Here is a 26,670-nt window from a genome sequence, read left to right on the forward strand (position 1 = left end):
GTCTCTATAATTAAAAGGCAATATGTATGCTAGTCCTGTATTTATCGCATATAATAGAACAAATAGGAAACGGGGGTGCTGTACAATTGACACATTATGCAAAAGCTAAATTACAAGAGGAAAAAGTATTCAAGGATCCAGTGCATCGTTATGTGCATGTACGGGATCAAGTGATTTGGGATCTAGTTGGTACGAAAGAGTTTCAGCGACTACGTCGAATTCGCCAGCTCGGTACAACATTTTTAGTATTCCACGGAGCAGAGCATAGTCGCTTTAGTCACTCACTTGGCGTTTACGAAATTGTACGCCGCATAGTAGATGATATATTTGCAGGTCGTCCGGAATGGGATGAGGATGAACGCCTGCTTGTGCTTTGTGCAGCCCTTTTACACGATTTAGGGCATGGGCCATTTTCACATGCCTTTGAAAATGTTTTTGAGCTTGATCATGAATTTTATACAAGACAAATTTTGCTCGGTGATACAGAAGTGAATGCCGTATTAAAAAAAGTATCGGCTGACTTCCCGGAGAAAGTATCTCAGGTCATTGAAAAAACATATCCGAATAAGCAGGTCGTCAGTTTAATATCGAGTCAAATCGACGCTGATCGTATGGATTACCTACAGCGTGACGCTTATTTCACAGGCGTAAGCTACGGTCATTTTGATATGGAGCGTATATTAAGAGTAATGCGTCCAAGGAAAAATCAGGTCGTTATCAAGGCAACGGGTATGCATGCGGTAGAGGATTATATAATGAGCCGCTATCAAATGTACTTGCAAATTTATTTCCACCCAGTATCTCGCAGTGCGGAGGTTGTATTAAATAATATTTTAAAACGAGCTAAGCAACTAAGCTTAGCTGGCTATAAATTTAAGCACGAACCTACACACTTTTTAGCATTTTTCCGCAACTCCATTACGCTAGATGACTATCTTGCATTAGATGAGAGTATTCTTTTTACATATTTTCAACTTTGGATGCAAGAAGATGATGTTATATTAAGTGACTTAAGTCGCCGCTTTGTTAACCGAAAGCTATTTCAGTACATCGATTTAGATCCAGGTGTAGAGCTAGATAAATATCAAAAACTACAAGAACTCTTCAAGCAAGCTGATTTAAATCCAGAATATTATCTTGTCCACGATACGACAGCAGATTTACCGTATGACTTTTATCGACCAGGAGAAGAGGAAGTCCGTGTTCCTATTTTCTTAGAAATGAAAAATGGAGAGCTACGAGAGCTATCACGTGAATCTATTATTGTTGATTCTATTTCTGGTCGCATGAAACGAGATCATAAAGTATATTTCCCACTAGATTTTCTAGAGGACAATAGTACCCATCCTGCTGTGAAGAAACAAATATTAGCCTTGCTGCAAGGTGAGGGGAAAAATTAATAAAAAATTTTTATGTATAAAAATATGTATAAAAAAATAAATGGAATTAATAGTATTCCAACGTGTCTATAGTGAAAAACAGTGAAAGTACTCTAATTGAGTTATTTTCACTGTTTTTTTGTCGTTGTATAAAGATGAAAAAAGTGGAAACTATATAGAAATTTTTAGAATTTTATAAATAAAAAGTCCAGGATTGTTTAGAATTTGTTTAGTATAATCGTTTATAATGAGTCGAAAACCCTAAAATCGGTTGTGCCTATTATTAAGGGTATCACAAAAGTACTATGGATATTTTCTAATTGTACATCGCACATACATAAGTCATCGTAAGTGCCTATTCGTGAGTACTTATTCGAGTGTATTCATATAAACGACCATTGAATAGAAGGAAAGAGGGACCAACCTATTGTTTGCGGCATGCTTTTCGAGACGAAAGGATGCAACGTCGTCAGCAAACACCAATAGGTAACTCTCTGAACTTAGAAAAGGAGAGAAACATGCGAAAATTTAAAAAACTAAACATAGCAATAATCTTAATGCTACTCGTATTCCAAACAGTCCTTTCACCGATTTCGGTGTTTGCGATTGACGGAGCACAAACTTTAGCACATTCAGCTGAATCTGGAGATGTGGGTAGTAGTGATAACACGAGAGTAGGTGAATCGCCTGAAACCTCAACTGAACCTGAAAAAGGTGATGGTTCTATTACTGGTACCACGGGAGTAATTGAACTACCTGAAACCTCAACTGGATCTGAAAAAGGTGATGGTCCTATTACTGGTTCCGAGGGCGTAGTTGAACTACCTGAAACCTCAACTGGATCTGAAAAAGGTGATGATCCTGTTACTGGTTCTACGGGTGTAGGTAAACTCCCTGAAACACAAACTGAACCTGAAAAAGGCGATGTTAGTGGTGAAGGAGAAAATCCAAAAGAAGATAAGGATGATGAAACTACACCCCCATCATATGATCAAATTATGTCTGTTGATGTAATTAAAAATGTTGAGTTTACTGTGGATGGAAAAAAGGTAAGTCCAAATGAAAGTATTAATGTTTCTAACGGACAATCTGCAGAGTTTAAATTTCATTTAGAACTAGAAGCGGGACATAACTATGGTCCGGGTACAACATTAACGTACACTTTACCGGATATTTTTGAAAATATCACTTTCCCGAAAGGAACAGCTTACGGTGAGGTAGGTACAATTTCAAAAAGTGGAAATGACATTGTAATTACATTCAACGAAGCTTTACGAGATGATGTAGGAACGGGTGTAGCCCTTGAGCCAGGTGCGTACTTTAGCGTACAAGCAAACTTTGCAAGCGGTAATACGGAATGGGAAGAAACAATTAGTTTACCCGGCACTGAAAACATTAAGTTGAATTTCCAACCTAAAACGAGCGGTAAACCGGTGTCCAAATCAGGTGTAGCAGATAATGGTGGGAAAAATAGTAAGTTTATTGACTGGACAGTAGATGTTAATACAGATTTACGAGTTAATGAAGCATCAGGCACTTCAGATTTTGTTGATACACTAGAAGGGGCGCATACATTTAAGCAAGATTCTGTAAAAATTACAAAGTTAAATGTATCACCAAATGGCGCGATAACAGTCTCTAATGACCCTGTCATTGTGACTCCAATCTTCGATAACAATAAAATGACAATTGCATTGCCGAATGAAAAGCATACTGCTTACCGCATTACGTATCAAACAGAAGTTGGTGACGCAGGTAACGTTAATAATGCTATCTTTGAAAATGAGGCAACTTATAATGGGAAATCTACTACTGTATCAGTAAACGTGAGCTTTGGTGATCCATTAGCAAAAACGCATACAGGTCCTACTGCTAGTGATTTAAGAACATATTGGACAATTAAGTATAACTTCAATAACCGCAATATTTCACAGGAAAACGCAGTACTAACGGACATCTGGACTGATACTCAAGAATTAGTAGGAGAGGTACAAGTGTTTGAGGCAGATGGTAATACTCCTGCCGCTATTTCTTATAAAGTGGATAAAGATGGAAATGGTTTTAAATTAAAATTTAATGCTCCTGTAACAAAACCGTATGTTATCAAATATGTAACAAAGCCAAAAGATGGTGTGTATCCAACTGAGAGTTTTACGGTAAAAAATGAAGTATCACGCCCAGATATGTCAAAACCGGTAGAAGATTATTCTAATTATAATAAAATAAATCTATTACTAAATAAATCTGCAAATGGTATTGACTATCAAAATAAAACAATGTCATGGAAGATTGTGGCGAACCAAGCTGGTTATAATTTAGCTGCTGGAACTGTGTTTACTGATGATTTTACAGATCGAAACCTTACTTTAAAAGTTGATACTTTGGAAGTGAAAATAGGTAATAAGCCTTTAGTTAGTGGTAAAGATTATACGCTAACAAATAAAGATAAAGCTGGTTTTGAAATTACTTTAAACGATGAAATAAATGAGCCTATCGTAATTACGTATGATACTGAATACGATATTCGACATGCTGGATCAAATACAATTGAATATCATAATAAAGTAACAATGACAAATGATAATTTGCCGAAATCTCCTTCTGCTTCAGCAGAACAAGAGATTCGGACTGAACAAAAAACAAATGGTAAAAAAGAAGGTCATTATAATTACGAAACAAAAACCTTCTACTGGGATGTTGAATTTAACTTTAACTACAATTCTTTAAAAAATGCTGTATTTGAGGATAAATTACCAGATACACAAAAAGTTCAAAATATTGTAGTGCAAAAAGGTGAACTAAATGCAAGTGGTGTTTTCACAGGAACAGAAACAATAGAGATTCCAAACACTTCAGGTAAACCGAACGAAATTAAGCTTGAACTAGGGGATATTAATAGTCCTTATAAAGTGACATATGAATCAGTAGATGAAGATGGCATATTCCCACATGGGAACCCAGTACGTATTACGAATACAGCTACATTAACAAGCGATGAAGGTGAGAATGCTTCGTGGTCAAAAACAGTTGATGTAAATCATACAGATAAAATTTTAAACAAAATGGGTCATCAAGCTGATCGTGGTTCTGCAGTAGCTAAGTGGAATTTTGAGTTTAACTACGCACAATCAAAATTAGACAATGTAGTCATTACCGACACAGTGGGTAAAGATGAAGATGGTAACCCAGAACAAATGATTTTAGAAGATACATTTAGAATTTATAAAGTTGCATTGTCTGGAACAACTCCAAGTAATCCAGCTGAAAAAAAGACACTTTTAGATCCAAGTGAGTATACATTAAATGTAGATATGAAAAACGGTACGTTCACTCTTAATTTAGGTGATGTAACTGCAGCATACTATATAGAATACGAAACAGTATTTACAGGAGAATCAGGCTCTGATGCTGAAAATGAAGTAGAAGTAAGCTATCAAGGTGGCAGTCAAACAAGTGGAAAAGATAGCTGGTCAATTGCTGATTTTAATTACGGTAACCAAGCATCAACAGTTAAAGTACCATTTGTCATTTTAAAAACGAATGCTGCAACAGGCGAAGTAATGCAAGATGTTGAGTTTACTTTATACAGCCAATACACAGGAAATAAACCATTAGTTAGCGCAAAAACAGATGAAAACGGTGTATTAGACTTCGGATTAAAATTAGCTGAGGGTAAATATACATTAAAAGAAACAAAAGTTGATGGTTTTGAAAATCCGGATGTAATCTTTACATTAAATCGAGATGAAAAAGCAACATCAGGTCCTTTTGAGGGTAAACAAATTGTTGAAATCGCCAACATACCAGAAAGTCCATTGAAATGTTCACTGTTTGAATTAACAGTATACGATATTGACGGTAAATTAGTGGATGGAACAGTAACATTAGTAAGTAAAGCGACGGGATTATCAGAAAATCATACTGTTAAAAACGGTAAAGTTACTTTTACTCCAGACCAAGTTAAAGCAGGTCAGTACGATGTTATTTATAATGGTGAGACGTTAAAAACGATTACTGTAGAGTACAGTGAAAACTGTAACGCGAGTATTCAACCAGCACCTAAGTGCGAAAACTTCACAATCGTAGTTAAAGATACAGACGGCAACATCCGTACAAATATTAAAGAGTTAACATTAAAATCAGGTACTACAGAAGTAAAGGCATCAACTGATGCATCAGGTAAGTTTATTTTTGAATCAAACAAAACTAATGCTGATAATGGCGTGAAGCCAGGTGAATATACTGTATACGAAGGTAACCAATTCTTGGGGACAGTAACTTTAACGTATACAAAAGACTGTGGGCATGAATTTATTGTTGAACAGGCACCAAAATGCGAAGAGTTTAAATTAACTGTAAAAGATGTTGATGGTAATAATATTACTGACGGTACTTCAACAATCGTTGTTAAAGATGCTGACGGTAACGAAATTATTAGCACAAAAACTACGACAGGTGTTATTGAATTAACTGATTTAGAACCAGGTATTTATACAGTTGAAGTAAATGGTGAAAAAATTGGTACTTTCGAAACGAATATCGAATGTGAAAAAACAGTTCAACCAGCACCAAAATGTGAGCTATTCACATTAACAGTGAAGGATGAAAATGGCAATCCGCGTCCTAATGTTAGCAATATCACAATCAAAGATAAAGCAACAGGAGCAATTATTGCTACTAATCAAACGACAAATGAATTAGGTCAAATTACGATTCAATCTAAAGACATTCCTTCAGGTGAATATAGTGTATATCAAGGCGATCTATTCATTGGTCAAATAACAGTTAAATATTCAGTTAAATGTGAAGCAGAAGTATCAGCAGCACCTGCTTGTCCTTCATTTACATTAACAGTACTAACTGAACTTGGAACGCCTAATGTGAATGCAAAGATAACAATAAAAGATGCTAAAGGTAATATCGTTAAAGATGCAGACGGTAATGAAGTTCTCACAACTAGTATTGCAGGAACGGTTCTATTGCCAAATGAAGCTATTAAACAAGGTACGTACAATGTATATGATGGTACTAGTTTAATTGGCTCATTTACTGTAAAAGATACATGCGCTGCAACAGTAAAACCTAAATCAACAAGTGGCGGAGGCGGTGGTGGCTGGACGCCTAACCCAGATCCAGAAAAACCAGTTGACCCAAAACCGGATCCGGAAAAACCAGTTGATCCAGAGAAACCGACTCCAGAACCAGAAAAGCCGGTTGATCCAGAAAAACCAACAAAACCAAAACCAGATCCAGAGAAGCCAGTTAATCCAACAAATCCAGGTGGTTCAGGTAACGAAACAGATCCAAAAGATCCAACAAACCCAACAAAACCTGAAAAACCAACTGTAGAAGAAGTTATTGATCAAGGAAAAGAATTAAAGCCATACAATCCTTCTACAGCGGATAAAGATACATTAGATGAATATAATGGTTTCCTCGATAAATACAACAAGTTATCTAAAGAGGAACAGGCAGAAGTAGATAAATATCTGGATATTGATAAAATCAAAGCAGATGCAAAAGAAATGGAAGCGCAGTTAAACGCGCAAGGCAAGCTGCCACAAACAAATGGAGCAAACCAAACAGCTCTTACACTAATTGGTGTAGCGCTTGTTCTAGGTGCATTATTCTTATTGCGCCGTCGCAATACAGAAGTGAAATAATTTTCAATAAGAAAACCCCAGGATCGTAAAAATCTTGGGGTTTTTCTTATGCTAGAAGGTTTCTGATAGTTTTGCAGGTGCTTTGTCGAATGGATATTGCTCGACAAATTCTGCTTGTACGGCAAGTCGTTTCGTACCCTCATCAGCACATGTAACGAGGGTTAGAAGCGTTTTATCAGGGATATCATCAATAACATAAACATCTGTTGCAGCGATGATTTCCTTAGTTGTGATCTTGTACTCATAAATATTCGTTAAATCCGTTAAATATATCGTATCTCCTATGCTAGCTTTATATAAGGGGCCAAATAAAATATCTTTTTCTTCAAAATAATGACCTGCTAATGCGTAGTTTCCTTGTCCAAGTTTTTGAGTAGGCTTCATCGTGCCTGCTCCAACGGCAAGAGCGGCGTTACCAACTCCTTTGACGATAGGTAGTTTCATATCCACACTAGGGACTGCGATACTACCGATGACAGGCATTTTGCTGGCGGTTGTCTGCGCTTTTAAAACTTCCGCTATGGAAAGGGATTGCACGGCTTCAAATTCAAAATCGGCATCTGCATTTTTGTTTTTGGCCATCTCCTCAGCGCTGTAATCAGTTGTATTTAATTGTTTACTCAAATGGGCAATAATTGCATGTTGAATGGGGTTAATAAAAATAAGTAAGAGGCCAACGATAAGCATACAAATGAGTAGTGGCAGTTTAAATTTATTCATGTCATAAAACACATCCTAGTATTGAAATTACGAGTTGCCGGTAGTGGTCCTATTCCGTATATAGAACCGAAAAACGCCTGTAACAAGCTTCTAAACGAAGGCTACCATACGTTAAAAATGGGTAGAGCTTTATATGCTCTACCCGTTCTAATCTTATTTATCGCTGAAGCGTACGCCTGCAACACCGTAATGGTTTTTAGACATTTCTTCGATGAAGACTGTTACATTTTCTGGTGGCGCATTCACTGTACGAGAAACGGCTTCTGTTACTTCCTTTACGAGTGCACGTTTTTGTTCTTCAGTACGACCTTCAAGCATTTTCACTGTTACGTATGGCATAATATTGCCTCCTTTATTGAATAATGTTGTATAGTTAGTTTATAAGAAAGTATTATATAAACTTCTTACTTATATGTAGGCATTTGCGCTATGCTAGTAGCGTTCATTACGACGCTAATACGCATAACAATGCTTTAATTTTATAATAGCAGAATGGAGGTAGTTAAAGTATGGCAAATGAAGAAAAACCAAAACAAAAAATGGGCTTTACTATTATTAAAAATGATCCAACAGACGGACATAAGGGATTTGGTATCGGTTCGCTTTCGCTTGAAAACGTATCGCCAGTCATTATCGATATAGAAGAGGGGACGGCATCAGTTGAAATCGGTGCTATGCATGCTCGCAGTGATGTGGAACGAGGTATTAAATTTACGACAGATCGCGCTGATTCAGAAGGTGGAAAAGCGTATTGGCTAGTATGGGTGACAATCGATCATAAAGCGGATGGACCTTACTATGCGGGTGTAACTGCGTGTGAAATGGTAGTTAATCGTGAAAAACGTCGTGGCTACAAAATTTTAGCTGATCATGTGAATAGAATGGATAAATCTATGAAGCGTCACATTATGGTAGAGCATATGGATGCGCCGTCTAAAAAGGTGTTAGCTTCTTTCCTAGCCGAGCTCAACCCTGACTTATGGGCACGCAGTGAGGAGCAATTGCGTCAAGGTTTATTTGTTTAATAGACCTACAATGATTGAACAATCTGTGACATTTCATAATCGCTTTCATATAAGGTTGAAAGTGAGTTTGAAACCAAGTAAACTTGATAAAGAACTTACATTTTAGTAAGCTAGGACACTTGGTTCTGCGAATGTGATGAGCGCTATGCGGCATTTGAACAACCCAAACCCAAGCCAAATGCCCCATGATTCTCATCTACTTCGCGAACCATAAAAAGAAAAGCTTTCTGTTCCCACGGACACAGCTCCGGGGAAGAGAAAGCTTTTCTTTTTAGTTTATGTCTGTTACTTTGTCGAGAGCCTTCGCTAATAAAACGCTTATTGCAGATAAAGGTTCCGCATGATTCGTTAATTTTTAAAAATGTTGAATGGGAGCATATTCCAGAACTCTCCCCACGTATCGGTATCGAGAATATCAAAGTTTGAAGAACATTTTTCGGTTGGTACATCTTTAGCATCCATATAGATCAGACGTTGTTGAGGGCAGGCATTTGTCGCTAGTTTACCTGATTCAATATCGATGACCGCACCTTTAACGCCTTTCGGTTTTTTGAAATCCTCGTTCTTTGTTCCTTTATTGACAGTCTCCATAAAGTCGATCCAAATTTGCTTAGTAGCAGCGGTATCTTCTCTTTCTGTTAGATTTTTCCCTTGATCATAGCCGTTCCATACGCCGGCAGTTAAGCTAGGTGTAAATCCAATCAGCCACTGATCGCTATTAGTAGAGCCAGATTTTGCTGCATACGTATGCGTCATACGAGAGCGAATGCTAATCCCTGTAGCGGGAGAATAATCACTAAAGACTGGATCGAAAATACCTGTCATCATCTCTGTTAAGATATACGTATTTTCTTTTGAGAGAACTGTTTCAGCTTCTTTACTAACTTCTTTATTTTCGTAGATAGTATCGCCGTTAGCATTTTTAATAGAAACAATAGTAGTAGGCGTAGTTTTTTTCCCTTGCGATGCTAAAATATTATAAGCATTCGTCATTTCATATAATGTTGTTTCGGTCGTTCCAAGCGCCATGGATAAATTGTCCTTCTTACCAATAGTCACGTCGAAGCGATCAGCCATTTCGTGAAATGGTTTAAAGCCAATCTCCTCTAAAGTTTTAACAGCGTAAATATTATCAGAAATAGCGATAGCTTGTGCCATTGACATATCATGGTTTGCAAATTGACCGTTAACATTTTTAGGTGAATATGTGGCCCGTCCATGATCATAAGTGAAAGTTGTCTCACCTACATCTAAAAGTGTTAATGGTGTATAACCATTCTCTAAAGCTGCCGCATATAAAATAGGTTTAATGGTCGAGCCTGGCTGACGTTTTGCCTGTGTAACCCTGTTAAATGAACTTGCAGCATAGTCACGACCTCCAACTAATGCTGTAACGGAGCCTGTATTGGATTTCATACTAACAAAAGCAGTTTGAAGATCATCAGCAGGCATATGTTTAGCTACAGCTTCTTCAGCTGCCTTTTGATGTTCTAGATTAATCGTTGTTTGGATAGTCCAGCCACCCTCACTAATGTCGAGATTTTTTGATTTCAAAATTTCACTAGCCTCTTGCCATGCTACGTCAAGGAAAAATGGTGCTACAGATTTTGTGGCTACCCAGCTATCATTCTTTAAGACAAGCTTTTCACTTTCTGCACGTGTTTTTTCATCTTGCGTAATAGCACCCTGATCAGTCATCAATTTTAAAATAACGTGTTGGCGATTAGTTGCCTTCTCTAAATTGACAATAGGGGAGTAAATACTTGGCCCTTTTGGAACACCGGTTAACATTGCTGCTTCCGCAAGTGTTAAATCTTTTGCAGACTTTCCATAATAAAATCGGCTTGCAGCTTCTACGCCGTACATACCGTGGCCGTAGTAAACAGTATTTAAGTAACCTTCTAGTATTTCATCTTTATCATAAAAAACTTCTAATCTATAAGCATACAGTGCTTCATTTAATTTTCGTGTCCACGATTTCTCATGTGAAAGATATAGATTCCGAGCATATTGTTGTGTAATTGTACTTGCTCCTTGAACTTTACTTCCAGCCTTAATATCAACTAATATTGCACCAGCGATACGAGAAAAATCCAAACCGCCATGCTTATAAAAATCTTTATCTTCAACAGCTACTACTGCTTGCTTTAAATAGGGAGACATCTCATCAAGACTAACCCAGTAACGTCGTTCATTCGCAAAGTGATCCCCAATTTGGTTCTCATTTTCATCTAAGAAAATAGAGGCTTTAGGTACGGTTAAAGGCGGGGCACCGGCCACTTGAACATAGACGCGTAAAGCTATAAATGCTACTACAATTGCGGATGTAAAGGCAACAAAATAGGTAAGTGCTTTACGTGTACGCTTTGAACGTTTTTGCTTACGTTGATAGCTTTTTCTCTTCATCCGACTTCACCTCGTTTTCTCACACTTGCGTATAGTATGTGTTTGAACATTCATATTTAATCGAAATTATTGGTAAAAACTATTGCACTTTATTCAAAAACATCTATACTTTTTTTGTACTGTTTGAAATGCTAGCATTCGACAAAAGAATAGCACATTGTAGATTTTAATCGAATTCTGCTAGACGTTCCAATAATGTATACGAGGATACAGGGATAGAGGTTTCATTACATTCCTGTAAGCCCTTAATAGAGGTTCATTATCACAAGTTATAAAATAGATATCATGTGGAAAAATGATTTGGTGGGAGATTGGAAACCCCCAATTGGAACGGAAATCAATTTAGTAATGAACTGATGTAAATGAATGTAATAGGATTAATTTCTAAAAGTGGAGGTCTATTAATGAGATTTGATGAAGCTTATTCAGGAAATGTTTTTATAAAAAGTCATCCTACGTATGAGGATGCTCAGGCGGTCATTTATGGTATGCCAATGGACTGGACAGTTAGTTACCGTCCGGGCTCACGTTTTGGCCCTCAGCGTATTCGTGAAGTATCCATTGGTCTAGAAGAATACAGCCCATACTTAGACCGTGAGTTAGAAGAAGTGAAATATTTTGATGCGGGTGATATTCCGTTACCATTCGGCAACGCACAACGCTCGTTAGATGAAATTGAAAAGTATATCGAGACGCTTTTAGCAGATGGTAAAATCCCTGTAGGTATGGGTGGCGAACATTTAGTATCTTGGCCTGTTATGAAAGCTGTATCAGCAAAATATGATGACTTAGCAATTATTCACTTCGATGCACATACAGACTTACGTGTAGAATATGAAGGAGAGCCCCTTTCACACTCAACACCTATTCGCAAAATTGCTGAACATATCGGACCGAAAAATGTATATTCATTTGGTATCCGTTCAGGTATGAAAGAAGAATTCGAATGGGCGAAGGAAAATGGCATGCACATTTCAAAATTCGAAGTGCTAGAGCCATTAAAAGAGGTATTACCGTCTTTAGCGGGTCGCAACGTTTACGTAACGATTGATATAGATGTACTTGACCCAGCACATGCGCCAGGTACAGGAACAGTAGATTGCGGAGGCATTACATCAAAAGAATTACTAGCGTCTATCCATGCAATTGCAGCGAGTAACGTCAATGTAGTGGGCTTTGACCTAGTTGAAGTTGCACCAATCTACGACACATCGGAAATGACAGTAAATACAGCTTCGAAGTTATTGAGAGAAATGATTTTAGGCTGGGTAAAATAAATAAGGTTTTCTAGTGTTTATATAAACTGGTTGGAGTGGGGTTAGCAATAAGCTAGCCCCATTTTTCTTTAAACTTTGACTAAATACAGATACTGTTTGCACCATCATCTCCTAGAGAATGTGTCCATAAACTGTATGGATCATTTCAGCAGTATTTCCTAATCGTTCGGCAATGGTTTTTACTTGGATATCATTATTCATAAGAATTGTTGCATGTGTATGCGGAAATCCTTTTTTGCTTAGAGCAAAGTTGTCACCGACTCTGAAATTTAAGGTTAGTTGATAAGAGGGGAAATTTCGGACTGCAGACTGTTAATAACTAAAAAAATTATGGCGAGAAAAATACTCACAATAAGCGTATAGGGCTATAAGGAGATAAGAAAGGGGTTAATCCCTAAATCATTGTTTAATGACTTTTAGGATAACCCCGAAATATATTAATGTTTTGAAGTATAAACTTTACCGTTTATCGTTACTTTAGAAGCTGAGATTAGTATTTCTTTATTTGCTTCATAATATGGATTTAAAATTTTATCGAAAGCATCCCATTTTGCATTTGATTTTTCATAGTCACCTTTTTTAGCAAGAGCTGTTGCTTCTTCATATAGCTTTTTTAATTCTTTTTGATCATTTGACTTGATTTCGAAATCAAAGTTAGAAAAGAAATCTTCAAAGCTGATTGGCTTAAAATAAGGATCAAGCAATTCATTGAATTCACCCCATAGCTTGTCAGATAATTGTTCGTTTTTATCTGTATCAGCTTTTTTAGCATCATTGTATAAAGTTTTTAGTTTTGGCATAGCTTCAACCGGGATATCTAATTCCAAATCTGAGATGTATTCTTCAAATGTTATCGGTGGATTTAGAGCATCTAAGTAAGGCTGAAGAACCTTCTGGAATTCATCGAATTTTTCTTGTGCGTCCTCTTCTTTATTAGATTTTTCTAGTTTTATCCACTGTTTATAAATATCTTTCAGTTGTTTTTTATCTTTTTCTTTAATAACTATATTTTTTTCACTAAATCCATACTCTTCAATGAACTCTTCAAAAGATATAGGTACCCAGCTAGTTAAAATATACGGCTTTGTGATTTTATCCATTTCAAGATTAACTTTTTCTACTTCATCATATTTCTCTTCTTTTTCTAACTTCTTCATTTGATTAAATAACTTTTCTAATTTTGCTAGGTCTTCTTTTGTTATTTCTTTAGGTAAGCTTTTTTTATATGTGTCAAACGTATAGAAGTCTGAATAATCTTGTACTAAGCTACCTTCTACAGAGATTTCAGGACCTTCTACTAAGTTCATTTTTTCTAATTGCTTATCTGAAAATTTCTGAAGGTCGATATAATAGTTTTTGCCGTCTTTCCCTTTAATTGAGATGCTATCTCCGTAAACACTTTTAATAGTGCCTTTAATTTGTTGTTCAGCTTTAACAGTTATTTCGTTTGTTGTTTTCGTTGTTGTAGTTGCCTCAGCTTGATATGGCGTGAAGACAGCCATCCCTATTGTTAGTGCTGATACAATCATCCATGATTTTTTAGTTGTTTTTTTCATAATTATTTCTCCTCTTGTTTAAATGGTTTAATTACTAATTATTGGACGTCTTTCCAACTATAAAAAGTTAGTTAAAGTTAAAAAATTTTTAAAATAGTTGGAAGTTATAGATTGATAATTAAATCGAAGGCGGAAAAAGAGGCTATACATTTAATGAATGATGAGTTAGAACTAAGGAAATAATTCTCTTTAATTGTGGTGCTGGAAGAAGGTGCTAGTAAAGTACTTCGATAGAACCTTTATTTCGAAAAGAAGCGGGTGAGTAGGGGTAACTTTAAGCTCTAACTACAGAAACTATTTGTTCATCCAATTCCTAGAGAAAGTAGCCGTAAACTGTATGGATCTCATAGGAGCATATTGTTAAAAAAGAAAGGCGCCATTCCAAATACATCGGATAGCGCCTTGATATTTCATAGAGTTCTATTAAGGATTCGTTGACCAAAGTCCAGCATGTTTTAAGACAACACGTGGGTGAAGTTTTAGTTGTGCAACCATTAAATCTGCTAAATCTTCTGCTTGCATCACTTTTTCTGGATTGCCGTCTGTTAAGTTTAGTTCAACAGCCATATCTGTAGCAACTGTACTTGGCGTTAATGTTGTAACGCGAATATTTTTCTTACGCACTTCAAGCATTAATGACTCACTTAGTCCGATAACTGCAGCTTTTGAAGCCGAGTATGCGCTTGTAATTGGTGCACCTTTTTGACCAGCAGTTGAGGAAATATTAATGATATCGCCTGTGTTGCGCTCGATCATCTCCGGTAATACAGCACGTGTTGTGTAATACACACCTTTTACGTTGACATCGATAATATTTGTCCATTCTTCAGGCGTTAAGTCCATGAAGCCACCGAATTTAGAAATACCTGCATTGTTTACTAAAATATCAATCGCGCCAAGCTCACCGCGAATAGATTCAACGGCTGTAGTAATAGAGTCTAAATCCGCTACGTTTGCCGCAGCGATGGCTACCTTCACATCATATTGTTTTAGTTCCTCTGCTACTTGTTGTAAATTTTCAAGCGTACGTCCAACAAGACCTACGTGAATACCTTCTTGCGCAAATGCTACTGCTGTTGCGCGTCCAATTCCACGTCCAGCTCCTGTAATTAACGCCACTTTACCTGCGATTGCTTGCATGTTTTTCTCTCCTTTAGATAAGATCGTTTTATTTAGACGAAAAAATAGATTAAGATTTGTCTTTAAGACTAACCTCATTTTACTACGGTTTTCTACATTGTGAAGAGTGCACTTTTTTGTGCGGAGGTTACTAAAAGTTACTTATATGAAAAGGGAGTTAGCTTTATGTCAGATAAATTAAGAGAAGAGATAAAAGAGAGAATAATAAATAACGATTACCATTGTGAAAAAGAACTTACCTTATCGATCATAAGCGGTAAATGGAAAGTTGTTATTCTGTGGCATTTAGGCGTCGAAGGACCGCATCGCTTCAGTGAGCTTCAAAGACTTTTTCCGAAAATATCTCATAAGATATTATCAAACCAATTACGTGAACTGATGGAAGATGGGATTGTTCACCGAGAAGTGTTTCCAGAAGTTCCTCCGAAAGTCGAGTATTCAATGACTGAACTAGGGATGACGTTATTACCAATCGTTGAAATGATGTATGAATGGGGAAAACAGAGAATTAATCAAATTAAACAAGAAAGTGAATAAGGAAAATAAAGGTGATTTCGATTTGATTTGCCGTGCTGTTAGCGAAAGTGAAACGTCATCGCAAATACAGCTTGATATGAGGCTAAAGGTGGGGCGTAATGAGACCATTTTTAGCCCCAATTGCTTTTGTAATTTGGTTAACATGATCCGATAGATAATGGGAGTTTACGGACTTTCTTGGTGAAAAAAAGCTCATTTACAAAGTGAGTTTTTTTCATTTCTTTGGAAACTTTTTGATTAGTATTACATATCTTATTGCATAGCCAGGAAAATATTGTTACATCATAGGTAACTGATGTTACCTATCGAGGGAGGGGAATTTTTTTGGCACCTAAAGTACAGAAGAAATTTTAATGGATTGTGCTTTTGAAATGGCTAGAAAAAATGGGTTTGATAGTGTTAATGCAAGAGATTTAGCAAAAGAATTAGGGGTTGTTCGACAAAGCCTATATTTTATAGCGAAAGAATGTTTCGAGGCATACAAGAAAGTTCTTTTTGGGGAATGGGGTTAGCTTATATAAAGTTTGCGCGAGAGGAAAAAAAGTTATTTGAGCTGTTATTCCTATCCAATAAATATAAGATCACTAGCTTTTCAGAATTAGTAAATGAGGTAGAAAACCAAGGAATTATAGCGCTAATTTCAAACCTCTGCTAAGTCTCTATTTATAGATATATGGTTAACTACGCATGGTATTGCGATAAATACTTGCGATTTAGACAGCTCGGAAATTGAGGGTATTTTAAAAGACGTTTTTGAAGGTGTAAAACAAAAATTATTGAATGGAGAGAATAAATGAAAATGAAAAATTCACCTATTCTTTTATCGATACTATTCACTTTGCTTGCACTTGTTTTTCCTGCCATAGCTGGTGTAATTGTAACTGCCAAAAATATAAGTAGCTTAAGCTCTATATTTTTGATTCAATTTATTGCCACTGCAGGTGGTGTTCTAGTTACTCTTTGGATCATGAAAAAAAGTAAATTCTCTTTCCGGGATTTCGGATTTAGAAAATTTAAAGCAGAGGCATGGATAGCTGTTATCATTGTTTCTGAACTGGTTGCATTCATTAATGGTATTACAGATCAAGATGGTTTTTCTGCGCAATATTTATTTATTTTGCTTCTACTTGTTATTGCCGTTGGTTTTTGTGAAGAGCTTATTTTCCGAGGTCTAATTTTTAACTATTTATCAGCTAAAGGGCTTAAAGTAGCTATTTTAGGTTCCTCTATTTTGTTTGGTATTGGACATCTTGCAAATTTAGCTTCCGGTGCAGATTTTTTAATGACATTATTACAAATTACTTATGCATTCCTCTTTGGGCTAGTTTGTGCAGAAATTGTTGCAAAGACAAAAAGTATTATTTTTCCGATTATCTGGCACGCTATGCACGATTTTATTGCATTCATGACTGATAAAAGTGAGCCGGATGTTCTTGCTGTTTCTATTTATGTCTTTCAATGTCTAGTGCTAATTGGTCTCGCAATTTATTTCTGGAGAGTTTTATTCTCTAAGAAAGATGGAGAGAGCAATAAAAAAGGGAAGCCTGAAAGCTACGTTTAAACAAGATAAAAAGGCATTTACTCATTCATTTGAGTGGATGCTTTTTTGATGAGCTAATGTTGAAGCGTCTTCTTTGTTTATCCGAATAGGTAAAGCTCCTTACAGGGCAGCGTCGATACTAATGGTGGAGGGAGGTTCTGTGAACATTTTACCCTCGGAGAGTAAGGTTTTTATTCAGATTGAACATCGACAAGTTGTTATCTATAAAGTTAGTAGGGCATCAGTGAAAGATTTTGTTCTGCTAAAAGCAATCTTTGGGGAGTTCAAGGACTTTCTTTGGAAAAAAGCTCATTTACCAAGTTGAACTCTTTTTGCTTTTTCAAAAACTTTCGATTAGTATCACATATCTTATTGACATAGACAGGAAAATATTGTTACTTTATAGGTAACAAGCGTTACCTATAAAGGGGGGCGAATTTTTTTGGCACCAAAAGAGAGATTTACAGAGGAAATTTTATTGGATTGTGCTTTTGAAATGACTAGGAAAAGTGGCATTGATAGTGTGAATGCAAGGGATTTGGGAAAAGAATTAGGTTGTTCGACAAAGCCTATTTTTCGATTATTCTCAAGTATGGACGATTTGAAGTATGCCATATATGAAAGAGCTAGCAATCTTTATAACGAAAGAATGTTTAAGGGCTTGCAAGAAAGTTCTTTTTTAGGAATGGGGTTAGCTTATATTAACTTTGCTCGCGAAGAAAATAAGTTATTTGAGCTATTATTCCTATCTAATAAATATAAGATCACGAGCTTTTCGGATTTAATAAATGACGTAGAAAATCAAGGAATTATAGCGCTAATTTCTAATTTAACGGGATTAACTCAAACCTCTGCTAAATCTCTATTTATTGATATATGGTTAACTACGCACGGTATAGCAACAATGTGTGCGACAAATACATGCGATTTAGATAGCTCGGAAATTGAGGGTATTTTAAAAGACGTTTTTGAAGGAGTAAAACTAAAATTATTGAATGGAGAAAATAAATGAAGATGAAAAATTCACCTATTCTTTTATCGATGCTATTTACTTTGCTAGCACTTATTTTTCCTTTCATAGCTGGTGTAATTATAGCTGTCAAAAATATAAGTAGCTTAAGCTCTATAACTTTGATTCAATTTATTGCCTTTGCAGTTGGTGTACTAGTTACTCTTTGGATCATGAAAAAAAGTAAATTCTCTTTCCAAGATTTCGGATTTAGAAAGTTTAAAGTAGAGGCGTGGATGGCTGTTATCGTTATTTCTGAGTTGACTGCATTCTTTAGTGGTATTACAGATCGAGATGGTTTTTCTGCGCAATATGTATTTATTTTGTTTCTATTTGTTATTGCCGTTGGTCTTTTTGAAGAGTTTATTTTCCGTGGCCTAATTCTCAAATATTTATCAGCGAAAGGGCTTAAAACGGCTATTATAGGCTCCTCTATTTTGTTTGGAATTGGACATTTTGTAAATGTACTTTCCGGTCAGGATTTTTTATTGACATTAATGCAAGTAGCATTTGCATGCCTCTTTGGGTTAGTTTGTGCAGAAATTGTTGCAAAGACAAAAAGTATTATGTTCCCGATTATCTGGCACGCTTCGCATGATTTTATTGCTATTCTGACCGATAAAAGTGAGCCGAATGTTCTTGCTGTTTCTATTTATATCTTTCATTGTCTAGTGTTAATTGGTCTCGCTATTTATTTCTGGAAAGCTTTATTTCCTAAGACTGATGTTACTAAATTGGGGAATACTGAAAGCTACGTTTAAACACGACATGTCAAAAAAAGCATTCTCATTTATTTGAGTGGATGCTTTTTTTGCTAGTCTCCTTAAGTCCAAGCCTCTAATCCAACATTGCCTCCTGTAATGAGGAAACATACTTTTTCGTTTTTATGAATAGGTAAAGCTCCTTGCAGGGCAGCGCCAATTCCAATAGAAGAGGAGGGTTCTGCGATAATTTTACCCTCGGAGAGTAAGGTTTTCATCCCACGTTGGATCAAAGACTCATCTACACTTACAATCTCATCGACAAGCTGTTGAACAATTGGAAAATTTCGTTCCCCTGGCTGTAAAGTTAGTAGGGCATCTGCCAAAGATTTGTGTTCGGCTAAAAGCAATCTTTCACCAGCTTCTAAGCTTTTTGTGTAACGCGAAACAACAGCGGGCTCCACACCAATTGTTTTGATATGAGGGGCTATGGATTTGACAGCAGTTGCAATGCCACTTAATAATCCACCACCACCAATAGGAACAACTATAGTATCGACAACTGGAAGCTGTGCTACTATTTCCAAGCCTACTGTTCCTTGTCCTGCCATAATATCGTAATCATCATAAGGATGTATGTTGTAATAGCCATAATCACGACTAAGCTTTTCAGTTAGGGTATGTCTTTCTGTTAGCTTACACTGTACAACTTCTGCACCTAAGGCACGTATTCCATCAACCTTAACGGTAGGAGCTGAATCAGGTAGAACAATTGTTGCCTTACTATTTAACAGTTTGGCAGCAAAGGCAACACCTTTGCCATGATTACCTGAGGATGCAGCAACTACGCCTTTTTGTAATTGTTCTAATGGTGTGGAAAGCATTTTATTGAGAGCCCCTCGAAGCTTAAAGGAGTTTGTTTTTTGCATATTCTCGGCTTTTATGTAGACGTGACATCCTAAAAGATGATCGAGACCGTTTAATTGAATAATAGGCGTTTCAAAAATATAAGGAGAAATTCTTCGTTTAGCAGCATGAATTTGTTCAAGTGTTAACATATAGCAACCCTCATTTCAACAAAATGATGAAAAATTCAGACTTTATAACATAACTGTAGATTTACTGTGGATTTGTGTCAATACTTAAATGGTAAGTAATTCTGAACAAACATCGGATAGAATACTTACTTCTATCTTGAAAAAATATGAGTATTCATCCTATAATAAAAAGGTTATAGTAAAAACATTAAAAGGGAGCGTCCATAATGGCGAACGAAGCAAGATCGCAGGTGAACATTAAGCTCATTTCTACGATTCGACCGATTGACGGGGAATCTGAAGGTTATGAAATGTTGCTAACAGGGCAGCTACTTGAAAAAGCAGGAAGCATATATTTGAAATATGAAGAGGTGCAGGAGGATAAAACCATCCGCACAACTATGAAGCTAGGCAATGAACAGGCATTAATTATGCGTAATGGAGCAATAAAAATGCGACTACCACTTAACATAATTAAACAACAAATGGGTCATTATGAAAGTGAATTAGGTTCAATGCCACTCGTCATAGACACGAAAGAAATGACGTTTACAAAGCAGGCAGTAAGCGGAGATTTCCATGTACAGTACGATTTACTAATGGGTGGGCAATCCGTTGGCAATTATACATTAGACATTACATTTACGGAGGTACAATGATGAACGCAGTAGAACAAGTACAACAAGCCATTAAAGTAGCAATTGCGCAGGCTGTTGAAAAAGCTGGTTTAGTCGAAGCTGGCACAGAGTTAAATATTCACCTAGAAACACCTAAGGATAAGGCGAATGGGGACTATGCAACAAACATTGCAATGCAATTAACGAAGTTAGCAAAAAAACCACCTCGTGCAATTGCAGAAGCAATTTTAGAAAACCTAGACACAGCAGGTACAGATATTGAAAAAATCGATATTGCTGGCCCTGGATTCATGAATATTACTGTGCGTAAAGATTTCCTAACAGGTGTAGTAAAAGCAGTGCTTGAGCAAGGTGTAGATTATGGCCGTTCAAATGCTGGCGCAGGAGAAAAAATTCAAGTTGAATTTGTATCTGCAAATCCAACAGGAGATCTTCATTTAGGTCATGCACGTGGAGCTTCTGTAGGGGATTCATTATGCAATGTGTTAGATATGGCAGGTTACGCAGTATCTCGTGAATACTACATTAACGATGCAGGTAACCAAATTAATAACTTAGCGTATTCACTTGAAGCGCGTTATAAGCAAGCTTTAGGATTGGATGCTGAGATGCCAGAGGATGGCTACCACGGTCAAGATATTATTGAAATCGCTGGTAAACTAGTAGGAGAGCATGGCGATGCAATTTTATCAAAATCTGAAGAAGAACGTTTTGCATTCTTCCGTCAACATGGTTTAGCGTTAGAATTAGCCAAGTTAAAAACAGACCTTGCAAACTTCCGTGTAAACTTTGATGAGTGGTATTCAGAAACATCACTATACGAAAACGGCAAAATCGAAGTAGCGTTAGATAAACTGAAAGCGAATGGCCATGTATTTGAAGAAGACGGTGCAACTTGGTTCCGTTCGACAACTTTTGGTGACGATAAAGACCGCGTATTAATTAAAAATGATGGCTCTTTCACATATCTGACTCCAGATATCGCATACCATGAAGATAAAATTGTACGTGGCTTTGATAAATTAATTAATATTTGGGGCGCTGATCACCACGGCTATATCCCACGTATGAAAGCTGCTATTCAGGCGCTTGGTTACGACCGTGATACACTTGAAGTAGAAATCATCCAAATGGTTCAACTTTATAAAAACGGTGAGAAATTCAAAATGTCTAAACGTACAGGGAACGCTGTTACAATGCGTGAGCTTGTAGAAGAAGTTGGCTTAGACGCAGTTCGTTACTTCTTCGTGAAAACTGCAGGCGATTCTCACATGGACTTTGACCTTGACCTTGCCGTATCTCAATCAAACGAAAACCCAGTGTATTACGCACAATATGCGCATGCACGTATTTCTTCAATTTTACGCTCAGCAAATGAGCAAGGCTTTGCTGCAACAACAGATCATTTAAGCCTTTTAACTGCTGAAAAAGAAATCGATTTACTGAAAAAAGTGGGCGACTTCCCGAAAATGGTAGCAGATGCTGCGAAGCACCGTACACCACACCGTATCGCCAACTACATTCAAGAAACAGCAGCTGCATTCCACAGCTTCTATAACGCTGAAAAAGTGTTAGATGCTTCAAATAAAGAGCTAACAGAAGCTCGTTTAGCTCTTATCACTGCTGTGCGTACAACAATTGCCAACGCACTACGCTTAATCGGCGTATCAGCACCAGAAAAAATGTAATAATCGTCTTTCCAGCCCCCGGCACGATCATGTGCCGGGGGTTTTTTTCTGTTTTAGGAAGCAAGAGCGGTTGAGGTGACGGAAAGAGTGGCCGGAGCGACGGAAAGAACAGTCGAAGCGACGGAAAGAACGGTTGAGGTGACGGAAAGAGCGGTTGAGGTGACGGAAAGAGCGGTTGAGGTGACGGAAAGAGCGGTTGAGGTGACGGAAAGAGCGGTTGAGGTGACAGAAAGAGCGGTTGAGGTGACGGAAAGAGCGGTTGAGGTGACGGAAAGAGTGGCCGGGGTGACGGAAGGAGTGGCTGGGGTGACGGAAGGAGTGGCTGGGGTGACGGAAGGAGTGGCTGGGGTGACGGAGGGAGTGGCCGGGGCGACGGAAAGAACAGTCGAAGTGACAGAAAGAACCGCTGAAGCGACGGAAATTGAAGTCATGGATAGAATCCCCAAAATCGTGGATAGAACCCCGAAAGTCGTGGATAGAATCCCAAAAATCGTGGATAGAACCATCAAAATCGTGGATAGAACCCCAAAGTCATGGGTTGAACCATCAAAGTGCCGCGTAAAATCCCCGAAACAAACAGATTCATCTCTCTAAAACTATAATTTTCTGTAAAATTCAGATATTTTGTTGAAGTTTACGTTAGCGTCAATGATATACTGATGAAAAATGGGAAAGGGGAGATGGTGTTGAAGACGATTCAAGAAGTGGCTAAGCAGTTTAAGGTTTCAACACGGACAATTCGCTATTATGAGGAGCTGGGGCTGCTTCATCCCAATCGATCATCTACTAATCAACGAACCTTTTCAAAAAAAGAATTAGCGAAGCTTAAGCTTATTTTCCGAGGAAAGCGGTACGGTTTTTCACTTGAGGAAATTAAGGAGATGGTATTGCTGTTTGATTATGATCGCACGGGCATTCAGCAGTTGGAGCGTACGGTCGAATATGGGGAACAAAAAATTGAAGAGATTGATGGCAAAATCGCAGAGCTTGTACAGATGAAAAAAGAGATACAGCAATTACAAGGCATATTTACAGAAAAATTAGCGACTTTAAAGGGAGAGATGCTAGATGAATAGTTCTAATTTGTTAGCACGGAATGCGCGAAAATACCCTATGAGTGAAGCGGTTATTTGTCAAGGAAGACGAGTAACTTATCGTGATTTAGATGAGCAAGTGACACGTTTTAGTCATGCTTTAGTAGAGCAGGGTGTGCGACAAGGCGATAATGTAATCATTTTTATGCCAAATGTTGTAGAGTTTGTTGTTAGCTATTTTGCTATTCAGCGCATCGGGGCTATTGTCGTTCCAGTAAATGCGAAATTTACGTTGCAGGAGGTCGAGTATGTAGCTCGGCATGCTGATGCTAAAGCTATTTTAGTGCATGAGGCAATTTTTGCAGCAGTTGAAAACATCACAGTAGTTCCTTTGAAAATCAAAACGGGTCAAGAGCACGTAGGCTGGCTAAACTATGAAACACTTATTGAACATGCGAGCACTCAAACAATTGATTGCCAGTTGAATGAAGAGGATGTCTCAACGATTTTATATACATCGGGTACAACGGGAAAACCAAAGGGTGTGTTGTTTAGTTATCGTAATATTTTATCTGTAGCGCAAATGATTGCAGTGGAAATGGAAGTAAAGCCAGAAAGCCGGATCCTTCTAATGATGCCGTTAACGCATTCAGCTCCATTACATTTATTTTTAATGGCCGGGGTACTTGTAGGATCAACAAACGTGTTAACACCAACGTTTACACCTGATTTATTTATTGATTCAATGGAGCAGGAGCGGACAACGCATTTCTTTGGAGCACCTGTCGCATATTTGTTAACTGCCCAACTGCCAAGATTGCAAACAGCTGATTTATCATCGATGAAATGGTGGGCATATGGTGGCGCACCGTTATCACAAAACGAAGTCCGTCATTTACAAAAAGCTTTTAGAACAGAAAATTTAACTTGTGTCTATGGCTTAACAGAGGCTGGTCCAAACGGTTCAATATTGCTTGGTGAAGAGCATGCAACGAAGGCGGGGAGCGTTGGACGACGTGCACCACTTGGAGCGGAGCTGCGTATTATCAACGACAATGGAGAAGATGTCAGTGTTGGTGAAGTAGGAGAAATTGTGTTGTTCGGTGAGAGCAATATGGTGGGTTATTACAAGGATGATATCGCAACAAAGGCTGCATTTATAGATGGTTGGCTGAAAACAGGTGACTTAGCTCGCTTAGATGAGGACGGCTATATTTGGATTGTCGATCGTAAAAAGGATGTCATTTTTTCAGGCGGTGTAAATATTTATCCGAAAGAAATCGAAGATCGTATGTTGAGCTATGAGGGAATATTTGAAGTTGCTGTAATAGGTGTACCGCATCCGGAGTGGGGAGAAACGGTGAAGGCTGTTTATGCTGCTAAAACAGAAATTGACGAGAACGAACTTAAAGCTTATTTGGAGGAGCATCTTGCTAAATATAAAATTCCACGCATCTTTGAACGTGTGGAAGCGCTACCACGAAATGCATCAGGCAAAATACTAAAACAAACGTTGAAAGGACAAGAGGTGAGATAAAATGAAGGTTTTACAGCAGGAAGAACTGAAAACAACAAACTTTTTTAAAGAGAATGATACACTTCAAAACGTTTTAGAAATGATGCTAGATAAAGAGTTTGCAGAATATGCAACACGTGAGCTAACGGATTTCGGTGAGCTTTGTGCCGGAGATATTGATGTGAGAGCTAAACATACGGATAGAGAGGGTGAACCTCGATTACAAAGGTATAATGCTTATGGTGAAGAAGTGTCGGAGATTTGGGTCAATGACGGCTATAAAAAAACAATTGAAGAGACGTACAATACTGGCATTGTTGGCTATGTGCATAAAGATATTCCGCAATTAGGTAGAAAGGGCAACTATGTGTATAGCTTTGCTCAAGGCTATATACTATCACATGCTGAACCAGGCTTTTACTGTCCTGTTACGTTAACGATGGCAACTGCTTATTTACTTGATCATTATGCGAGTGATGAGGTGAAGGAGCGCTTTTTACCACATGTTTGTGCAACTGGAGAGACAGAGCTCTATGAGGGGGCTACATTTTTAACGGAGCGCCAAGGTGGCTCTGATGTCGGAGCGAATGTTGTAGAGGCAAGGCAGGACGGCAAGCAGTATCGTTTATATGGTGAGAAATATTTTGCATCTAACGCTGGAATGTGTGGAGTGACCATGGTATTGGCACGCATAGAAGGGGCTCAGGCAGGTTCAAAGGGTTTAACATTGTTTGCAGTTCCATGGAGAAAGGATGATGGCACAGTTAATAACCTGCGTGTTCGGCGTTTAAAGGATAAACTTGGTGTTAGAGCAGTACCTTCTGGTGAGGTGGAATTTGATGGGGCGCTAGCATATGTTGTCGGTGACCTAAATAAAGGGATTTACTATATGTTGGAGGCGCTTAATTTATCAAGAATTTGCAATGCAGTTGCCTCTATCGGCATCATGCGCCGCGGTTATTTAGAGGCGAAGCACTATGTGGCAAATCGCCATGCATTTGGTAAACCTTTAACGCAATATCCTATGATTCAGGATACACTAGGAAAATTCGCTGCCAAGCTTCATGTAGAAGTTGCCACAGTTTTTGACCTTATTCAGCTGTACGATAAAGTAACTAGTGGGCAGGGGAATAAAGAGGACATCATTTTGAATCGCTTGTATATTGCAATCATGAAAAAAGAAACGGCAGAGCAAGCTGTGCATTATGCGAGTGAAGCCATTGAATTACATGGCGGAAACGGCTATATTGAAGATTTTGTTACACCACGATTATTAAGAGATGCTCAGGTCCTTACCGTGTGGGAGGGGACTGCGAATATTTTAGCATTAGAGCTCATTCGCTTAGTTGATAAGTTTCATGTGCATGAAATGTTTGTTCGTGTCATGGAGGAACGTCTAGAAAAACTAGCTGACAATTCATTAGTTGAAATTGTAGTAGGGCAATTAGCAAAACTAGATTCAACTTTGCAAACATTTAGCCGTTTAGATGATGCAACAAAAACGTTTGAGGCAAAAAAGGTCGCAGAGCAAATGGCACATGTATATGAAAGTGTTGTAGCAGTTGAATGGGCACAAAGATTCGGCGGCAAATATGAGAAGCTAGCAGATATTTATTTAGAGAACACATGGGCATTACGAGAAATGGGTGCACCAATGAAAACGGTACAGTATTTTACAGACATCGTTTAACTTTTTGCAGCGGGTGTCCAAACAAAATAGAGGAACCCAGTCAAAGAATGCCACGTCCTGTGGCGATTATACTGAGCATAATTGATTTGATGAAGAGTCGTCTCGAATGGAGGC

At 37.7% G+C, this 26,670-nt stretch carries 21 protein-coding genes; 15 read left to right on the top strand and 6 right to left on the bottom strand.

The window, feature by feature from the left end:
• Positions 1-26: 26 nt before the first annotated feature.
• Positions 27-1,400 carry an HD domain-containing protein gene (locus tag ACQKN4_RS00315; RefSeq protein ID WP_427481615.1) on the top strand — a complete coding sequence of 458 codons (1,374 nt, stop codon included), beginning with the start codon at positions 27-29 and terminating at the stop codon, positions 1,398-1,400.
• A 497-nt stretch (positions 1,401-1,897) separates the two neighbouring features.
• A complete protein-coding gene (locus ACQKN4_RS00320) occupies positions 1,898-7,042 on the top strand; it encodes a collagen binding domain-containing protein (RefSeq protein WP_427481617.1) in 5,145 nt (1,714 codons plus the stop codon).
• A 51-nt stretch (positions 7,043-7,093) separates the two neighbouring features.
• Here the strand turns inward: ACQKN4_RS00320 and ACQKN4_RS00325 are convergent, their stop codons facing one another.
• Positions 7,094-7,762 (bottom strand): class A sortase, encoded by a 669-nt coding sequence (locus ACQKN4_RS00325; protein WP_079559349.1) that lies wholly within the window; start codon positions 7,760-7,762, stop codon positions 7,094-7,096.
• A gap of 153 nt (positions 7,763-7,915) precedes the next feature.
• A complete protein-coding gene (locus tag ACQKN4_RS00330; protein ID WP_053484500.1) occupies positions 7,916-8,101 on the bottom strand; it encodes a 2-hydroxymuconate tautomerase in 186 nt (61 codons plus the stop codon).
• A 170-nt stretch (positions 8,102-8,271) separates the two neighbouring features.
• On the opposite strand from ACQKN4_RS00330, the gene ACQKN4_RS00335 reads away from it, so the two are divergent.
• Entirely contained in the window at positions 8,272-8,787 is a 516-nt protein-coding gene (locus ACQKN4_RS00335) for a YwhD family protein (protein WP_079559350.1), read from the top strand.
• 348 nt (positions 8,788-9,135) lie between these two features.
• Here the strand turns inward: ACQKN4_RS00335 and ACQKN4_RS00340 are convergent, their stop codons facing one another.
• Complete coding sequence (locus ACQKN4_RS00340) at positions 9,136-11,193, bottom strand: transglycosylase domain-containing protein (RefSeq protein WP_079559351.1); 2,058 nt, start codon at positions 11,191-11,193, stop codon at positions 9,136-9,138.
• A 404-nt stretch (positions 11,194-11,597) separates the two neighbouring features.
• On the opposite strand from ACQKN4_RS00340, the gene speB reads away from it, so the two are divergent.
• Entirely contained in the window at positions 11,598-12,470 is an 873-nt protein-coding gene (gene speB / locus ACQKN4_RS00345) for an agmatinase (RefSeq protein ID WP_079559352.1), read from the top strand.
• Between the two features lie 437 nt (positions 12,471-12,907).
• Here speB and ACQKN4_RS00350 read toward each other — a convergent pair whose 3' ends face one another.
• Positions 12,908-14,026, bottom strand: a complete 1,119-nt coding sequence (locus ACQKN4_RS00350; RefSeq protein ID WP_427481620.1) for a hypothetical protein — start codon at positions 14,024-14,026, stop codon at positions 12,908-12,910.
• Positions 14,027-14,449: 423 nt separating this feature from the next.
• Positions 14,450-15,166 (bottom strand): 3-ketoacyl-ACP reductase, encoded by a 717-nt coding sequence (locus ACQKN4_RS00355; RefSeq protein WP_079559354.1) that lies wholly within the window; start codon positions 15,164-15,166, stop codon positions 14,450-14,452.
• 165 nt (positions 15,167-15,331) lie between these two features.
• On the opposite strand from ACQKN4_RS00355, the gene ACQKN4_RS00360 reads away from it, so the two are divergent.
• The 5 genes from ACQKN4_RS00360 to ACQKN4_RS00380 all read left to right on the top strand — a co-directional run bounded on the left by ACQKN4_RS00360 (position 15,332) and on the right by ACQKN4_RS00380 (position 19,013).
• On the top strand, positions 15,332-15,703 hold the full coding sequence (locus tag ACQKN4_RS00360) for a winged helix-turn-helix transcriptional regulator (RefSeq protein WP_427481622.1): 372 nt from the start codon (positions 15,332-15,334) through the stop codon (positions 15,701-15,703).
• A 353-nt stretch (positions 15,704-16,056) separates the two neighbouring features.
• Positions 16,057-16,215: a TetR family transcriptional regulator gene (locus ACQKN4_RS00365; RefSeq protein ID WP_079559356.1), complete on the top strand. Its 159-nt coding sequence runs from the start codon at positions 16,057-16,059 to the stop codon at positions 16,213-16,215.
• Positions 16,216-16,496: 281 nt separating this feature from the next.
• Entirely contained in the window at positions 16,497-17,264 is a 768-nt protein-coding gene (locus tag ACQKN4_RS00370) for a CPBP family intramembrane glutamic endopeptidase (RefSeq protein WP_427481624.1), read from the top strand.
• Between the two features lie 421 nt (positions 17,265-17,685).
• On the top strand, positions 17,686-18,255 hold the full coding sequence (locus tag ACQKN4_RS00375; protein WP_079559358.1) for a TetR/AcrR family transcriptional regulator: 570 nt from the start codon (positions 17,686-17,688) through the stop codon (positions 18,253-18,255).
• Positions 18,252-19,013, top strand: coding sequence for a CPBP family intramembrane glutamic endopeptidase (locus ACQKN4_RS00380; RefSeq protein WP_427481626.1), 762 nt, complete (start codon positions 18,252-18,254; stop codon positions 19,011-19,013). The genes ACQKN4_RS00375 and ACQKN4_RS00380 overlap by 4 nt, the downstream gene beginning before the upstream one ends.
• Positions 19,014-19,075: 62 nt before the next feature.
• Here the strand turns inward: ACQKN4_RS00380 and ACQKN4_RS00385 are convergent, their stop codons facing one another.
• Positions 19,076-20,011, bottom strand: a complete 936-nt coding sequence (locus tag ACQKN4_RS00385) for a threonine ammonia-lyase (protein ID WP_427481628.1) — start codon at positions 20,009-20,011, stop codon at positions 19,076-19,078.
• A 206-nt stretch (positions 20,012-20,217) separates the two neighbouring features.
• Here ACQKN4_RS00385 and ACQKN4_RS00390 point away from each other — a divergent pair, with 206 nt between their 5' ends.
• From ACQKN4_RS00390 to ACQKN4_RS00415, 6 genes are all read left to right on the top strand, one after another.
• Complete coding sequence (locus tag ACQKN4_RS00390; RefSeq protein WP_427481630.1) at positions 20,218-20,649, top strand: DUF1934 domain-containing protein; 432 nt, start codon at positions 20,218-20,220, stop codon at positions 20,647-20,649.
• Positions 20,649-22,316, top strand: a complete 1,668-nt coding sequence (gene argS, locus ACQKN4_RS00395) for an arginine--tRNA ligase (protein ID WP_079559362.1) — start codon at positions 20,649-20,651, stop codon at positions 22,314-22,316. Before ACQKN4_RS00390 ends, argS begins: the two co-directional genes overlap by 1 nt.
• Positions 22,317-22,403: 87 nt before the next feature.
• The gene (locus ACQKN4_RS00400) at positions 22,404-22,910 is read left to right on the top strand and encodes a hypothetical protein (protein ID WP_427481632.1); all 507 of its coding nucleotides are present in this window, start codon (positions 22,404-22,406) and stop codon (positions 22,908-22,910) included.
• Positions 22,911-23,002: 92 nt separating this feature from the next.
• Positions 23,003-23,392, top strand: a complete 390-nt coding sequence (locus ACQKN4_RS00405) for a MerR family transcriptional regulator (protein WP_079559364.1) — start codon at positions 23,003-23,005, stop codon at positions 23,390-23,392.
• Entirely contained in the window at positions 23,385-24,887 is a 1,503-nt protein-coding gene (locus ACQKN4_RS00410) for a class I adenylate-forming enzyme family protein (protein WP_427481634.1), read from the top strand. The genes ACQKN4_RS00405 and ACQKN4_RS00410 overlap by 8 nt, the downstream gene beginning before the upstream one ends.
• A gap of 1 nt (position 24,888) precedes the next feature.
• Positions 24,889-26,556, top strand: a complete 1,668-nt coding sequence (locus ACQKN4_RS00415) for an acyl-CoA dehydrogenase family protein (RefSeq protein ID WP_427481636.1) — start codon at positions 24,889-24,891, stop codon at positions 26,554-26,556.
• Positions 26,557-26,670: the final 114 nt, after the last annotated feature.

The sequence above is a fragment of the Lysinibacillus sp. NPDC093692 genome (assembly GCF_050280125.1).
In the GTDB taxonomy this organism is placed as follows: domain Bacteria; phylum Bacillota; class Bacilli; order Bacillales_A; family Planococcaceae; genus Lysinibacillus.